Raw genomic sequence first — 15,532 nt, forward strand, 5'->3', positions numbered from 1 at the left:
AAGATCATTTTTATTTCAAATTGGTCAAATTAAGTAGTTCTTGCACCCAAACATCATCGTCGTTCACACAAGGGATTAAGGTAAATTTTTCACCGCCCAATTTTTGCCAGTCTTCGCGCGCGCGCATGCCAATTTCTTCCAGGGTTTCCAGACAGTCAGAGACAAAAGAGGGGCAAGCCACTGCAAGACGTTTTATGCCGCGTCTGGCGAGCTCGGTTAGCATATGGTCGGTATAAGGTTTAATCCACGGGGTTTTTCCCAGGCGGGATTGAAATGACATGCCGAATTGATGCTGCCTGAGTTGCAACTCTAACGCCAGTAGCGTCGAAGTTTTTATGCATTGCGCGCGGTAACAGCTAGGATGGCCAGGTGATTTTTTATTGCAGCCAGTTTGGCAGTGGGTTTTACACGCGTTTTTTAAAAGGTGATTTTCCGGCAGACCGTGATAACTCAGTAAAATATAATCATGATCGTTGAGATAAGGTTTTATTTTGGCTGCCTGTGCCTGGATAAAACCGGGGAATTGGTGGAAGTCCCGGATTATATTTAAAAAAGGTATCGTAGAGCGGATGCTGAGTTGGCGCATTACTTCTTCGAGGGTTGAGCCGGTCGCAGCAGATGAATATTGGGGATATAAAGGCAAGACTGTAATGTGGTCACAAGAATGTAATTCCTGCAGTGCTTTTGCTATGGAGGGTTCTCCATAGCGCATGGCTAGCACCACTTTGCAGTTTGTCCCAAGTTCTGCTTGTAATTTATCAGCCAATTTTTTGCCATGATAAAGCAATGGCGAACCATGCTCTGTCCAAATGGCTTTATAGGCGCGTGCAGTTTGTTTGGGCCTAAAGGGCAGGATAATCCCGTATAAAAGCAGGTAGCGCAGGGGTGCTGGTAAAGCAATCACCCGTTTATCGGCTAAAAATTGACGCAGGTAACGTCTCACAGCCGGGACGTCCGGGCTGGCAGGCGTACCTAAGTTGAGTAATAATAAACCGTGTTGCATTTGGCAATGATGTTCCGGAATTAAAAAACTGGCGACACAGCAATTGCTTGCTGTGTCATTGAGACATAGTTTACCCGAAGTGAGATTGTTTGTACTAATTATTCTAAGACTGCTTCGTGCAGGGCTGCTACATTGGTGGCATGTAAACCGCGTTCCCCACGCTCAAGATCGAAACTCACTGCCTGACCTGCAATTAAGGTTTTGTAACCTGTGCCTTGAATTGCTGAGAAGTGAACAAAAATATCGTCGCCGCCTCCTTCAGGAACAATAAAGCCCCATCCTTTGGCATTGTTGAACCATTTGACTTCGCCTGTAGCCATAATTCCTCCTTTTGCTAAGCTTATCAATCGTCGGCCAGTTACTCCATGAAGCTTCCGGCTGGCAATTGCATTTGTCCTTAAATGACAATTGTTAATATAGCCCATTTTAATTGGGTTAATCCAACATAACCTAAAATTAACTCATTTCTCAATACTTTTTTCTAAAATACCCTTGATTTTATGAAAAAAAGCTTGGTTTTGTTATTTTAAACAGCGGGATACAAATTACATCGGTTCAGTAAATTAGCCAAAACCATACTAATATAATTTTTATAAATGCTCCCTTAAAGGATTATTGTGAGTGTACACATACAGCAAAAGCTTGTTGCCATTCTTGATGAAGCTGCCCATCCCTTAACTGAAGATAAATGCGATTATTTATTAAATAAAATTGGCGATGCCCGCTTTGTGCTTATAGGCGAAGCAACACATGGAACTCATGAGTTTTACCAAATACGGAGTCAAATTACCAAACAATTGCTCGAGAAAAAAGGTTTTATGGCTGTGGCTATAGAAGGCGACTGGCCGGATGCTTATTGCATCCACCGTTTCATCCAGCAAAAAGATAATTCCGACATCAATGATGCATTGGCAGGATTTAAACGTTTCCCTACCTGGATGTGGCGAAATACGGCAATGCCTCCTTTCTTAAATTGGTTGCATACATTTAACAAACAGCAAGCAATTTTGCGCATGCCAAAGATAGGGTTTTACGGGTTGGATTTATATAGCCTGCATTCATCTATGCAGGCGGTTATTCAATATTTATATAAGGTAGATGCAAAAGCAGCGCATCGTGCCGAGCAGCGATATGCCTGTTTTAACCACATTCATATTGATCCACAAGCTTATGGTTATCTCGCTTATGCCGGAATTAAAAAAAATTGTATCAAAGAAGCCGTGGAACAATTATTGGAGCTACAGCACCGGGCTTTTGATTATCTTTGCAAAGACAACTCCGATATGGAAGAAAATTATTTTTTTGCCACCCAGAATGCACGATTGGTAAAAAACGCAGAAACTTATTATCGCTCCATGTTTGCAGAACATACATCTTCCTGGAATATCCGCGATCGGCATATGGCAGAAATGGTTAATGTATTGACTGATCATTTAGAAACCCGGTTCAACAGGCCGGCTAAGATGATTATCTGGGCACATAATTCGCATATTGGCGATGCTAGAGCTACTGAAATGGGCGAAGACGGGGAAGTAAACATCGGCCAATTAGTCCGTGAGCAATATCATCCGCATACCTATTTAATTGGGTTTTCCACTTATGAGGGATTTGTAACCGCTGCTTCCAATTGGGACGCGCCCGCGGAATATAAAAAAGTGATCCCAGCTCTCAAGGGCAGCTATGAAGACTTGTTTCATGCCCTGCAATATAAAAATTTTATTTTAGATTTAACAAATCGAGAATTGGAGCATTTTTTAAAAATTCCCCGCTTGCAGCGTGCAATAGGCGTTGTATATCGTCCTGAAACAGAACGTGCGAGCCATTATTATTTTACCCGTTTACCGTACCAATTCGATTGTATGATTCATTTGGATAAAACAAATGCTGTGCAACCGCTTGATGATAGCGAGGAGTGGGAGCGGGGCAGGCAGCATTAATTTTGAGGATACAAAGATGGAGGATCATTTCCAAATTGGAACTTCCGGGTGGAGTTTCAACAGTTGGAAAGGGCAATTTTATCCCAAAGATTTAAAAGCGAAAGAGTGGTTGCCTTTTTACGCACAATATTTTACCAGCGTTGAATTGAATAACAGTTTCTACCAATTGCCCAAACTAAATTCTGTGAAGACATGGTGTGAATCCACCCCTCAAGATTTTATTTTTTCCTTAAAGGCTCACCGCTACATCACGCATATGAAGCGTTTAAATGATAGTAAAGAAAGTCTTGATAAGATGCTGGAAATTTTTGCCGCATTTGATGCAAAATTAGGACCGATTTTATTTCAATTTCCTCCAAGTTTTTCCCTGGATTTATCCCGCCTCCAGGATTTTCTGAAGCATTTGTCACGAGAATACCGCTATACTTTTGAGTTTAGAAATAAAAGTTGGTTTTGCGCTGCAGTCTATGCACTCTTGGAAAAACAGCACATTTCATTATGTTTTTATGATTATAAAAACTACCAGGCGCCAGAAATTCTCACCAGCGATCTGGTGTACATTCGCCTGCATGGTCCACAGCAGCAACCCTATCACGGCTCTTACAGCAGAACAATGCTCACTGACTATGCAGAAAAATTAATAAGCTGGCGCAAACAAAACAGGCATATATTTTGCTACTTCGATAATGATGAAAAGGCTTGTGCGCCTAAGAATGCACTTTATCTTAAAGAGCAATTAACCCGTAAACAGCAAGATTTGCTATACCTAAAGAATATGGATAATGGAGTCAGCCATGAACAATAAAGGTAAGGATGAGAAAGAGCACCCTGAAATTGAAGAGCTTAAACATATTTGCGATATAGTGCAAAAGGATAAGACCATCAACCCTGAACAAACGCAGGCTGTGCAACCTGGCATGCAAAGTGAGATGCGCCCGCTGCCTATTTCAATGTATAAAGATTATCACCCAGCTGATAAACTCAAGGGCAAAGTCGTGCTCATCACAGGGGGTGATAGCGGGATTGGTCGCGCCGTGGCTTATCATGCTATTGCAGAAGGGGCAAAAGTTGCATTTGTGTATTTAAATGAAACTGCGGACGCTGACGAAACCATAAACCAAATTCAAACGATGCGCGGTGAAGCGATCGGCATTCAAAAAGATTTAACGGAGCGAGCGGCTTGTAAAGAAGTGATACAGGAATGTTTGCAGCGCTTCGGACAAATCAATGTTTTAATTAATAACATAGCCGTGCAGTATCCAACTAAGAAAATTGAAAAAATATCCCCGCAAACTTTACGCAAGGTTTTTTACACGAATGTATTTTCCTATTTTTTCATGATCCAGGAAGCCCTTTCGCACCTGAAAGAGGGTGATGTAATCATAAACACCACTTCGGTTACAGCCTTTCGTGGCAGTGAGCATTTGGTTGATTATTCTGCAACCAAAGGTGCCATTGTGTCATTGACGCGTTCGTTAGCCACCTTATTGGTGGAAAAGGGGATACGGGTGAATGGTGTGGCGCCTGGTCCTGTATGGACTCCTTTGATTCCCGCGAGCTTTTCGGCGCAAGAAGTGGCTGAATTTGGCTCACAGTCACCGATGAATAAACCCGCGCAGCCTGCTGATATTGCTCCTTGTTATATTTTTCTTGCATGCAAAGACAGCACTTTTATTACTGGGCAAATCTTACATCCAAATGGCGGAGAAATTATTCCATAATCTTTTTAAGGAAATTGCGATGTACAAATCTAAAGATTTTGAATTTCCCAAAGATTTGGAACCTGTTTATAAAAAGGCACAACGCATTGAATGGCTGAGCATTGGTTTTCTTATTTCTGTCATCATCATGACTTACTTGGTAATGGGAAATATTCAGACAATGAAAACCATTTGGTTGGAAGATATGTTAAGCTTAACCGGCCCCGCCTCATTCTTAATGACTTCGAAAATCTTTTTTCGCAAACCTTCGGTTTATTTTCCATACGGTTTCCATAGCATTGTAAAAATTGCTTTTTTAATTTCTTCTGTAGCACTCGCTGGCATTGGTTTATTTCTTTTATTCGATGGATTGCATGTGCTTCTTAAATTGGAAAAACCCGTTATCCCTACCATTATGTTATTTGGCCATGCAATTTGGTTAGGTTACTTCATTATTCTTATCATGTTGTATAAAGTCATTGTTCCATACATCTTGGGCACTATAAAAATACGCCTGGCCAAACAACTTCATGACAAAATCTTATATGTTGACGGGCGTACGAACCGCGCGGACTGGGTAGCTGCATCAGGAGGAATTTTGGGGGTCATTGGCATTGGTTTAGGATGGTGGTGGTGCGATGCGCTGATTGCCATACTTATTTCCTTGGATATCATAAAAGACGGATTTACCAACACCAAGCATGCGGTTTTCGGGTTATTGGATGAAACCCCCACAAACGTTGAGCGTGATAGTATTGATCCATTGATAAGAAAAATTAAAAAATATTTACAAAGAGAAGCTTGGGTAAGAGAAGTTGAAATAAGAGTCCGTGAAGACGGGCATGTATATTATGGTGAAGCTTTCATTGTTCCGCGTTCTTCTGCACATTTATTGGAAAACATTGAGCAAGCCCGCGAAAATATTTATAAACTAAGCTGGCGTATCCACGATTTTTCCATTTGCCCGGTAAAAAAGTTGCCTTAAAAAATTTCAGAAAAGATAAAAAATAATTCATTCTTTATCAAACAGTTAAATTAAAAATAAATCCAAAAAAACAGCTGGAATTTGTCATAAATTGTTCTATAGTTTTTAAACCGCATTACTTTATAAGATTTAATATATGGAAATATTGAATGTTAAAGTATTGAAAGGACCGAATTATTGGTCAAATTCCCGCCAAAATTTGATTGAAATAAAACTGGATTTAAAAGCTTACGAAGACCGGCCTACTAATACTCTTGATGGATTTACCAATGCCTTAATCCGTTTAATGCCTTCATTGCATACGCATCATTGCTCTTATGGACATGAGGGCGGTTTTATAGAGCGGCTAAAGGAAGGAACCTGGCTTGGGCATGTTGTGGAACACATTGCTCTTGAATTACAGACATTGGCCGGCATGGAATGTAATTTTGGACGTACACGCCAAAAAACAGGAAGCCGCGGCGTTTATCATGTCGTTTTTTCTTATGAAATTGAAAATGCCGGACTTTATGCTGCTACGGCTGCGGTAAATTTGGTCAACCATCTCCTCCGCTGTAATTCCTATTCACAATTGCAAGAAGACATTGAAGTTTTAAAGAAAATTCATAGAGACGATGGCTTTGGCATCAGTACCAAAGCCATCGTCAATGAGGCGCAAAAACGTGATATTCCATACATGCGTCTTGATAACGATTCTTTGGTTTTATTAGGGCAAGGCTATAAACAAAAATTACTCTGTGCCACTTTATCAGCTCATACCAGCAGCATTGGTGTGGATATTGCTGCAGATAAAGCATTAACCAAACAAATGCTTGCGGCAGCGATGGTGCCTGTACCCGTAGGAGAAGTAGTCAATAATCCTGAGCAATTAAACGCAGCCATGCAGAAATTGGGTTTTCCACTGGTTATAAAACCTATTGACGGAAATCATGGCCGCGGGGTAACGACAAATATCTGTACACAAGAAAAAGCATTGCATGCGTTTCAGCTGGCGCAGAATATTTCTTCGCAAGTCGTTGTCGAACGTTATGTAGAAGGTGATGATTACCGGTTTCTGGTGATTAACTTTAAACTGGTTGCAGTTGCCAGGCGCATTTCGCCACGGGTAATTGGGAATGGATGCTCAACCATTGCAGAACTGGTTGAGGAAATTAATCAAGATCCGCAGCGGGGTGAGGATCATGGAAATTTCCTCACTAAAATAAAACTCGATGATCTCGCTCTCGCTTGTTTAAAAGAACAACAGCTAACCCCAGACATGGTTTTACCCCAAGGAAGAATCATTTATCTAAAATACACAGCGAATCTTAGTTCGGGAGGAAGTGCTATAGATGTTACCGATCGAGTGCATCCTAAAAACAAATTTCTTGCCGAACGCGTTGCCCGTATTTTAAACCTTGATGTTTGTGGTTTGGACGTGATCGCTACAACCGTGGAAGAGCCTTTGGCAAATTCCAATGGGGCTATTATTGAAGTCAATGCGGCTCCCGGCCTGCGCATGCATTTATTACCGTCTGCAGGTCAGGCACGAAATGTTGCCACACATATAGTAGATATGCTCTACCCGCACCAATCCAGCGCCCGCATACCAATCGTTGCCGTAACCGGCACTAATGGCAAAACCACGACGGTACGTTTGGTGGCGCATTTAGCAAGGCAGGCAGGTTATATTGTAGGGCACACGACCACGGAAGGAATTTATATCAACCATGAATTGCTCTATAAAGGCGACTGCAGCGGGCCAATCAGTGCGAAAACCATTCTTCGCGATCCAATGATCGACTTTGCCGTTTTTGAGTGTGCTCGCGGTGGAATTTTGCGTTCAGGATTGGGATTCGACAAATGCAATATCAGCATTATTTTAAATATTGCAGAAGATCATTTAGGCATGGAAGGCATCGATACTTTAGAGGAGCTCGCACGGGTAAAAAGCGTAGTTGCTTACAGCACTATGAAAGATGGTTATGCCATTTTAAATGCGGATGATGACTGGGTTTATGCGCTCAAAAAAGAATTACGCTGTCACACTGCCTTGTTCAGCATGCATGCCAATAACTCCAGGATTGCGGAGCATTGCAAGCAGGGCGGACTTGCTGCTGTTGTAGAAAATGATTGCATCATTCTTGTTAAGGGAGATATTAAAACGACTTTTGTCAAAATAAGCGATATCCCCTTAACTTATGCCGGTACGGCGACCTGTATGGTGCAAAATATTTTGGCGGCTATTTTGGCAGGTATTATCAGTGGGTTTACCCCAGAAGAAATTGTGTCCTGGCTGCAATATTTTCCTGCTTCTTCTACTAGTCTTCCTGGGCGAATGAATTTATTTGAATTCAATAAATTTAAGGTGCTTGTCGATTATGCCCATAACAAGGCTGCGTATCTTGAACTTAAGAAATTTGTTGAACGAGTAAAATGCCGCAAAAAAATAGGGATTATTGGCTCTCCCGGCGACAGGCGACCTGAGGATATTCGCAACATAGGTTTTTATGCAGCGCAAATGTATGATGAAATTATCATTCGCTTGGATAAAGACGGCAGGGGGAAAACAGCGGATGCCATCACGCATTATCTGCAAGAAGGAATCCGGGAGTTTAATCCCTGCATTCCTGTTTTGGTTATTGCTGACGAATTAACCGCGCTTCAACATGCGATCGCACAAGCTGACTCTGACTGTTTTATCGTAATCTGTCCTGAAAATGTGTTTGCAACGCTTGATTATTTGCAAGCAATAGAACGAGCAGGGCAAGCTAAGGAGCTAAACTATGAACTGTAAGGGACAATTGCTGTTAATTGGTGGCGCAGAAGATATTGGCGATGAATATGCACAACAGGAAAGAGAAGAAAACAGAAAATTCGAAGAGTTTGAAATTTTAAAGGACGTGGTAAACAAAGCATCGCGGGATAATCGCATTGAATTCATTACTACAGGAACACGTCAGCCAGAAGCCGTCAGGGCGCGCTATGAAGAAGCGTTTGATAAAATGGGGTATTCTTGTCCTAATTTTACTTATATCGAGGAAAAAGAAGAAGCTCATGATAAAAACATCTTGGCTCGTATTGAAAAAGCGGACGTGGTGTTTTTTACCGGGGGCGATCAATCCCGCCTTGCCCAAATTTTATGCGGAACTCCACTTACCCAGTTAATTAAAAAGCGTTATGAAGAAGATGCCAATTTTTTGATAGCCGGCACCAGTGCCGGTGCCATGTTTTTATCCGCACTCATGATAGAGGAAGCACCGGTCACAGAAGCTTTATTAAAAGATACCGTCAAGGTAGCTGGGGGATTTGGGGTAGTGCCTTTTTGTATCATCGATACTCATTTCATCAAAAGAGGAAGGTTTGGACGCTTGGCACAGGCAGTAATTAGTAATTCTGAACATCTGGGTATAGGCTTGGGTGAAGATACAGCGATTAGTGTCAAGAAAGGTACGGAAGCCACTTGCATTGGTTCCGGGACCGTCGTAACCATTAATGGTAAATTTGTTAAAAATACCAACCTCTCCAAAGCTCGGGAAAGAGAGCCTATCTTTATAGAAAATTTAGTCGTTAATATTTTGGTCAAAGGTTGTCGTTTTTCGTTGGAAGATGGCGCCTTGCTAGCCTCTGAGGTTCGCTAATAGGGACCCATTGGATATTAATTGGGTAAATTGCCAAAATTATTGGCGTTTACTACTATTTAATTTAGAGTCTTATCGCTCCATAAGCCTTTGCAAAAACCGTGCAGAACGGCTTATCTTGGTTTCTTGGCAATATGAGAATGCTGAAACCTTGTCTACAGGGAGGTTATATGAAAGCTTTAGTATTCCACGCCATAGGCGATATCCGCTTGGATGAAGTTGATGAGCCTTCTATCGAAGATGAATATGATGCCATCGTACAAATCACGACTTCAGCTATTTGCGGCACCGATTTACATTTTATTCGCGGCACCATGGGTCCCATGAAAGAAGGCACTATATTAGGCCACGAAGCCGTGGGGGTGGTGGTCGAAGTGGGAAAAGGAGTACGTAATTTAAAAAAAGGCGAGCGGGTAGTCATCCCTTCTACCGTGTCTTGTGGCTATTGCCCCATGTGCCGCAAAGCTTGTTATTCTCAATGCGATGAAGCTAATCCTAACGGCCCGGAGGCAGGAACCGCATTTTATGGGGGGCCGGAAGCAACAGGACCGCTCAATGGTTGCCAAGCCGAATACGTGCGCGTACCTTTTGCCAATAACAATCTTGTTAAACTCTCCGATGCAGTGTCAGATGATGAAGCTATTCTTGTTTCCGATATTTTTCCTACGGCTTATTTTGCCGTGGACATGGCCAAAGTTAAACCCGGTCAGGTGGCTGTGGTCTTGGGCTGTGGCCCTGTCGGACAATTTGTGATTGCCAGTTTAAAATTGCGCGGGATTTCAAGGATATTTGCAGTCGATGCACTTCCATCGCGTTTGGATATGGCCAGAGATCAAGGCGCTGAATGCATTAATTTTAATGAAGATGATCCAGTGGCTGTACTCAAGGAACTAACCAATGGTTCTTTGGCGGATGTGGTGATTGATGCCGTGGGAATTGATGCATTTGCCCCAGAGCATGGCCCTGCTGCTGCCATCGCCCAGAAAAATAAGGCTGAATTTGCAGAAGAAGTCGTAAGTTTAGTGCCCAATTATCAAAACCAAAAACAGCATTGGATACCAGGAAATGCGCCCAGTTATACCTTGCGGGAAGGAGTAAAATTGGCGGCTAAATGCGGCACGATTTCTATTGTGGGGGTTTATCCGCCGGAATTTAAAGTTTACCCGATTGGTGATGCGATGAATAAAAATTTACGCATTGTAATGGGTAATTGTCCACATCGGGCTTATATCCCAAAATTATTATCCTTAATTGAGGATAAACGCATCGCTCCACTACATATTCTCACGCAAAAAAAACCGATGGATAATATTTTGCAAGCATATCAGCAATTCGATGCTCGCAAGGAAGGCTGGATTAAGGTAGCCCTTAAATTAAAGTAAGAATGTATACGATAGAAGAGTGTGAGCAAATTGCAGAAAAAGCATCGCTCCGTTATGTAAAGGATACGTCCCCTGGCATTTGCCGGCGTAAATTTGGTCGGGGGTTCGTTTATTACTGGATGAACGGGGAAAAAGTGACGGAGGCAAGAATTTTAGAACGAATTAACTCATTGGCCATTCCGCCAGCGTATAAGAATGTCTGGATCTGTCGCTATGCAAATGGTCACATTCAAGCAACGGGCAGGGACGAGCGTGGGCGTAAACAATACATTTATCATCCATTATGGCGGCAACTGCGCGAACAGCAAAAATTTACGTCTATGGTGCAGTTTGGCCACTCCCTTTCACGTATCCGCAGAAAAATCCGCTATGAATTGAATAAACCTCTAAGCTTGAGCAAATCGCAGATCATTTGCGCCATTATTTATTTGCTTGACCATGCTTGCATACGCATTGGTACCCCTGTTTATGCCAAGCAGAACAATTCTTATGGGATCACAACATTGCGTAAAAAACACGTAAGCATCCACAAAAATAAAGTCATATTGGACTTTGTCGGAAAAAACGGAAAATTTTGGCATATTATTCTAACCGATAAAAAAATAATCAATCTTATTAAAAAATGTGAAGAAATTCCTGGGTATGAAATATTTAAATATCTTGATGCGCAAAATCAAATTAATGTAATCACGTCACAAGACGTAAACGGTTATTTGCAAGAGATAACACAACAGCCCTTCACGGCAAAAGATTTCAGGACTTGGACTGCATGCCGCGAAACTCTATATGGGCTTATCTGTGCTCATAAGCTGCAACTTCCTACAGAAAAAGGAAAGCTTAAAGCCGTCATTAAACAAGTGGCTCAATTACTGGGCCATACCGTTGCTGTCTGTCAAAAAAGCTATATTGAGCCCGATATCATCGCCTGGTGGCAAGACAAACGGTTAGAAAAATGGATTGAGGAAAATCATGTGTTAATCCGCAGCCGTAATAAAGATAAAATTTTACTCAAGTGGCTGAGTGACAAGCTCCCTTGTATCCCTTAATCCTGTTTGCGATTGTGCTCCCTTGTCATGGTTTTATTTTTTTTATCCGTTTTATCCATTTCGCTACCGTGTAAATTGCTTTGTTTATCCTGGCGATTGATTTTTGAACTTTTTTCCATGTGCGGTTGCGGGTTATATTTTGAATGTTTCATGAGCATCCTTATGAAGAATAATCCTATAAAAGGCAAAAACCACCGCAAGGGTGGTTTCTGTCGAAGATCCAATTCCATAAAGGAATCACTTATCTTCAATTTAAGTATAGTACATGGGAGCAATTTGTCAAAAAATAAAGCAATTCATTTTATGAAATCGCAGTATTTATTTTGGTTGCGAATGCCGCATTCTGTTTTGCACTTTCCACTCCGGGTTGATCAAAAGGGTTGATATTCCATATAACGCTTTGCGTGAAAATCTTATGCTCATATAAAGCCACTAAAGCGCCAATGCTATAGGGCGTGCAATTTTTCATGCGAATGTGGTTTAAAGGGATCCCTGGGATAAACCCGTTGGGATTGTCATGAGAAGCTACGCCGTGAGCCAGTACCTGCATCTTCGCCGCTGCTATTTCATTGATAAACTGACCATTGAAGGCATCCATGGTGATAAAATCTGCAGTGATCTTATGAGTTCCCTGGCAAAGCAATTGGTAATAACTGTGCTGCACTTGATTGCCTGAACCTCCCCACACTAAAGGCCCGGTAGCATAATGTACGCTTTTACCCTGTTGGTCTATCGATTTGCCATTGCTTTCCATATCCAATTGCTGAATATAAGGGACAAATTGTTCGAGTTGTTGTGCGTAAGTCAGGATGAGTAAATTATGAATGGCTAGAAAATTATTGTTCCAGATACCAAACAAGGCTAGTAAGACCGGCAGATTATCGCCAAAAGACGTTTGGGCAAAATGCTCATCCATGCTGTGGGCGCCTGCCAACAAATGATTAAATTGCTCATAGCCAAGTGCGATGGCTGCAATAAGATTAATTGCCGAACAAAAGGAGTAGCGTCCTCCTACCCAAGGCCATATGGGCAAGACGGTACGTAATCCAAATGCATGTGCTGCGTCAAGATTGGCTGTTACACCAATGAAATGTTGCTGCCAATTAGTTTTTTTTCCAATCCAGGCTATAGCTTTTTGGGCATTCCACAGCGTTTCCTGAGTGGTGAATGATTTGGAAGCAACAATGAAAAGGGTGGTTTCCGGGTGCAAACGGGCTACTGTTTTCTCAAAGCGATTCGGATCGGCATCTGAAATAAAATGATAATTGAGTTCAGGGGCAGTGAATTCGGCTAGGGCTTGCAGGCAAAACCGCGGTCCTAAATCAGAGCCGCCAATGCCTATGTTAATGATATCAGTGATGGGTTTTCCTGAATATCCCAACCATTTTTTGCTACGAATTTTTTCAGCAATGAGTTTAATATCATGTCTGGTTTGACGCACTTGTTGCATCACGTCTTGGCCGTTGACCTGAATAGACAAGTGATCAGGCGCACGCAAAGCAGTATGCAGTGCAGGTCTTTGTTCGCTGTGATTTACTTGCTCACCTTGCATTAAAGCTTCAATTTTTTGTTTTAATTCACAATGATTGGCTAGGACTAGCAACAGTTCAAATATTTCCTCATTTAAGTATTGATGGCGATAATCAAGGGTAATATTGCAAGCAGAAACTAATTTTGCGGCATTTACCGTGGATTTATTGAATGGAATTAGGCGAGCAAGCTCTTCTAATTTTTTCCAAATATCTGTTTTGGTGCAGTCTTGCATTCAATCTGATCCGTTGAGGAAATAACTAAGTAGCCGGGAGGCAAGATGATAAAATAATTCACCAGAATTGTAAAAAAATTGCTTATTTTTTTACAAAAACAAATTCTATGTTGCGAGTAAAATTTGACCTGATTAATTGCTGTCATTGTGGCTCGAAGAAGCATTCATTCTCGCCAAAGAATAAGAAAAGAAATGGTATTGCCATGTCAATTGGAATATTTTAATCCAAAATGACTTTTTGATAAGCAATTTGAGTTTGCTATACTAACTTTAGCGTACTTAAAGGATAGGAGCACGCAAAAAACATGGAGGTGGTTATGAAAGCGTTATGTTGGCATGGAAAAAGGGATGTAAGAATTGATGAAGTGCCTGAGCCCAAATTAATCAATGATCATGATGCGATAATACGTGTTACATCGACCGCGATTTGTGGCTCTGATCTTCATATTTTTAATGGTTTGCTCCCGATGATGGAATCAGGAGACATTTTAGGCCATGAATTTATGGGCGAAGTGGTGGAAGTAGGGCGCGGAAACCGCAAATTAAAAGTCGGCGATAAGGTGGTCGTACCCTTTACGATTTCGTGCGGGCACTGCAATTATTGCGAACAGAAATTATTTTCACACTGTGATCATACCAATCCCAATGCTGAATTGGCTCGCGAGCAAATGGGCATGTCGCCTTCTGGTATCTTTGGCTATTCGCATTTATTGGGCGGTTTCTCCGGCGGTCAAGCTGAATTCGTACGCGTACCTTACTCGCACGTTGGTCCTATTAAAATTCCAAATGAAATACCGGATGAAAAAGTTTTATTTTTAACAGATATTTTTCCCACGGGATATATGGCAGCTGAAAATTGCAACATTCAGGAAGGTGATACAGTCGCTATTTGGGGTTGCGGGCCGGTAGGACAATTCGCCATTCAAAGTGCCTGGATGTTGGGAGCTGGGCGGGTTATAGCTATAGATTGCGTACCCGAGCGCCTAAAAATGGCAGAGAAATTAGGGAAGGCGGAAACTATTAATTTTACCGAAGAAGATGTATACGATGCGTTAATGGCTATCACTAAGGGCAAGGGTCCAGAATGCTGCATCGATGCTGTAGGCTGCGAGGCTCATGTAGGTCCAACATTTGATTCGATTATGGATAGAATAAAACAAGCGGCTTATTTATTAACTGATCGGTCGCATGTATTAAGAGAGGCAATTCGGTGCTGTGCTAAAGGAGGGACAATTTCCATACCCGGAGTTTACCTGCAAAATCTGGATAATATTCCTTTTGGTGCAGCCATGAATAAAGGATTAACATTTAAAATGGGGCAAACGCATGTACAGCGTTATCTAAAGCCTCTACTTAAAACCATTGTCGATGACAAAATTGATCCCTCAGCCATTATTACGCATCGAATCAAATTAAAAGATGCTCCCAAAGCTTATGAAACATTTAATGAAAAGGAAAATGGCTGCATTAAAGTGGTAATGACGCCATAAGGAGTAGGCTATGGATATTTATGACTATTTAAAGAAGGACCACAGGAAAGTTTCTGATTTATTTAAACAATTTGCAGATGCTAAAACGCATGAGCGCAAAAAAGAAATTATTGATTTTCTGGCGCAAGAATTACTGGTGCATGCTCGGTCCGAGCAAGATACTTTTTACAAATTGCTAGAAAGTTTTAATGAAAGCAAAGAAGAAGTATTGCACGGCAGAAAAGAGCATCAAGACATTGAAAAGCAGCTAAAAGAAGTCATGAATTCTATGGATTCCATGGCTGATTTGGAAAAAAAGGTGCAGAAGCTTAAGGAAATTGTGGAGCACCATGTAGACGAAGAAGAAAGCGAAATCTTTGATCAAGCCAAAGACGTATTGTCTGAGGAAGATGCCTACATGATTAAAGAACAAATGCATGACAGGAAGCTTCAGTATTATCAAAGCATAAATATTTAACTGACCTTTTTGTTTCATTCAAGCACAAGCAAGTCGGTTTATCGTACGGCTTGCTTACCAAAAATGTACTATATTTTAATAAATTATGTCTAAATTTTGCTTATACCTGATTAGATAAGTTAATTTGTAATTTAATATATTGCTATT

14 protein-coding genes are annotated in these 15,532 nt (G+C 41.4%); 10 read left to right on the forward strand and 4 right to left on the reverse strand.

Going from position 1 to position 15,532, the window contains the following annotated elements:
- Positions 1-10: 10 nt before the first annotated feature.
- Positions 11-1,003 (reverse strand): ferrochelatase, encoded by a 993-nt coding sequence (hemH, locus tag NKV53_RS09300; protein WP_127032350.1) that lies wholly within the window; start codon positions 1,001-1,003, stop codon positions 11-13.
- Positions 1,004-1,101: 98 nt separating this feature from the next.
- Positions 1,102-1,323, reverse strand: a complete 222-nt coding sequence (locus tag NKV53_RS09305; RefSeq protein ID WP_126953975.1) for a cold-shock protein — start codon at positions 1,321-1,323, stop codon at positions 1,102-1,104.
- A gap of 297 nt (positions 1,324-1,620) precedes the next feature.
- Between NKV53_RS09305 and NKV53_RS09310 the strand changes: the two genes are divergently transcribed.
- From NKV53_RS09310 to NKV53_RS09345, 8 genes are all read left to right on the forward strand, one after another.
- Positions 1,621-2,940: an erythromycin esterase family protein gene (locus NKV53_RS09310; RefSeq protein ID WP_127032351.1), complete on the forward strand. Its 1,320-nt coding sequence runs from the start codon at positions 1,621-1,623 to the stop codon at positions 2,938-2,940.
- Positions 2,941-2,956: 16 nt separating this feature from the next.
- A complete protein-coding gene (locus NKV53_RS09315) occupies positions 2,957-3,745 on the forward strand; it encodes a DUF72 domain-containing protein (RefSeq protein ID WP_199737592.1) in 789 nt (262 codons plus the stop codon).
- A complete protein-coding gene (locus NKV53_RS09320; protein ID WP_199737594.1) occupies positions 3,735-4,661 on the forward strand; it encodes an SDR family oxidoreductase in 927 nt (308 codons plus the stop codon). Before NKV53_RS09315 ends, NKV53_RS09320 begins: the two co-directional genes overlap by 11 nt.
- A 19-nt stretch (positions 4,662-4,680) precedes the next feature.
- Positions 4,681-5,625, forward strand: a complete 945-nt coding sequence (locus tag NKV53_RS09325; RefSeq protein WP_126953978.1) for a cation transporter — start codon at positions 4,681-4,683, stop codon at positions 5,623-5,625.
- 136 nt (positions 5,626-5,761) lie between these two features.
- Complete coding sequence (gene cphA / locus NKV53_RS09330; RefSeq protein WP_126953979.1) at positions 5,762-8,401, forward strand: cyanophycin synthetase; 2,640 nt, start codon at positions 5,762-5,764, stop codon at positions 8,399-8,401.
- A complete protein-coding gene (locus NKV53_RS09335) occupies positions 8,391-9,245 on the forward strand; it encodes a cyanophycinase (RefSeq protein ID WP_126953980.1) in 855 nt (284 codons plus the stop codon). The genes cphA and NKV53_RS09335 overlap by 11 nt, the downstream gene beginning before the upstream one ends.
- Positions 9,246-9,415: 170 nt before the next feature.
- On the forward strand, positions 9,416-10,627 hold the full coding sequence (locus NKV53_RS09340; RefSeq protein WP_127057033.1) for an alcohol dehydrogenase catalytic domain-containing protein: 1,212 nt from the start codon (positions 9,416-9,418) through the stop codon (positions 10,625-10,627).
- Positions 10,628-10,629: 2 nt separating this feature from the next.
- Entirely contained in the window at positions 10,630-11,673 is a 1,044-nt protein-coding gene (locus tag NKV53_RS09345) for a DNA topoisomerase IB (protein WP_127032354.1), read from the forward strand.
- On the opposite strand, the gene NKV53_RS09350 is transcribed toward NKV53_RS09345, so the two are convergent.
- Both NKV53_RS09350 and pgi read right to left on the reverse strand, forming a co-directional pair.
- The gene (locus NKV53_RS09350) at positions 11,670-11,825 is read right to left on the reverse strand and encodes a hypothetical protein (protein ID WP_158614978.1); all 156 of its coding nucleotides are present in this window, start codon (positions 11,823-11,825) and stop codon (positions 11,670-11,672) included. The genes NKV53_RS09345 and NKV53_RS09350 overlap by 4 nt on opposite strands.
- A gap of 149 nt (positions 11,826-11,974) precedes the next feature.
- On the reverse strand, positions 11,975-13,438 hold the full coding sequence (pgi, locus tag NKV53_RS09355) for a glucose-6-phosphate isomerase (RefSeq protein WP_126953983.1): 1,464 nt from the start codon (positions 13,436-13,438) through the stop codon (positions 11,975-11,977).
- A 317-nt stretch (positions 13,439-13,755) separates the two neighbouring features.
- On the opposite strand from pgi, the gene NKV53_RS09360 reads away from it, so the two are divergent.
- Both NKV53_RS09360 and NKV53_RS09365 read left to right on the forward strand, forming a co-directional pair.
- A complete protein-coding gene (locus NKV53_RS09360) occupies positions 13,756-14,928 on the forward strand; it encodes a zinc-dependent alcohol dehydrogenase (protein ID WP_126953984.1) in 1,173 nt (390 codons plus the stop codon).
- A gap of 10 nt (positions 14,929-14,938) precedes the next feature.
- A complete protein-coding gene (locus tag NKV53_RS09365; protein WP_126953985.1) occupies positions 14,939-15,385 on the forward strand; it encodes a hemerythrin domain-containing protein in 447 nt (148 codons plus the stop codon).
- The last annotated feature ends 147 nt before the right edge of the window (positions 15,386-15,532 follow it).

The organism is Legionella sp. 27cVA30 (genome assembly GCF_024160945.1).
Classification (GTDB): Bacteria; Pseudomonadota; Gammaproteobacteria; order Legionellales; family Legionellaceae; genus Legionella_A; species Legionella_A septentrionalis.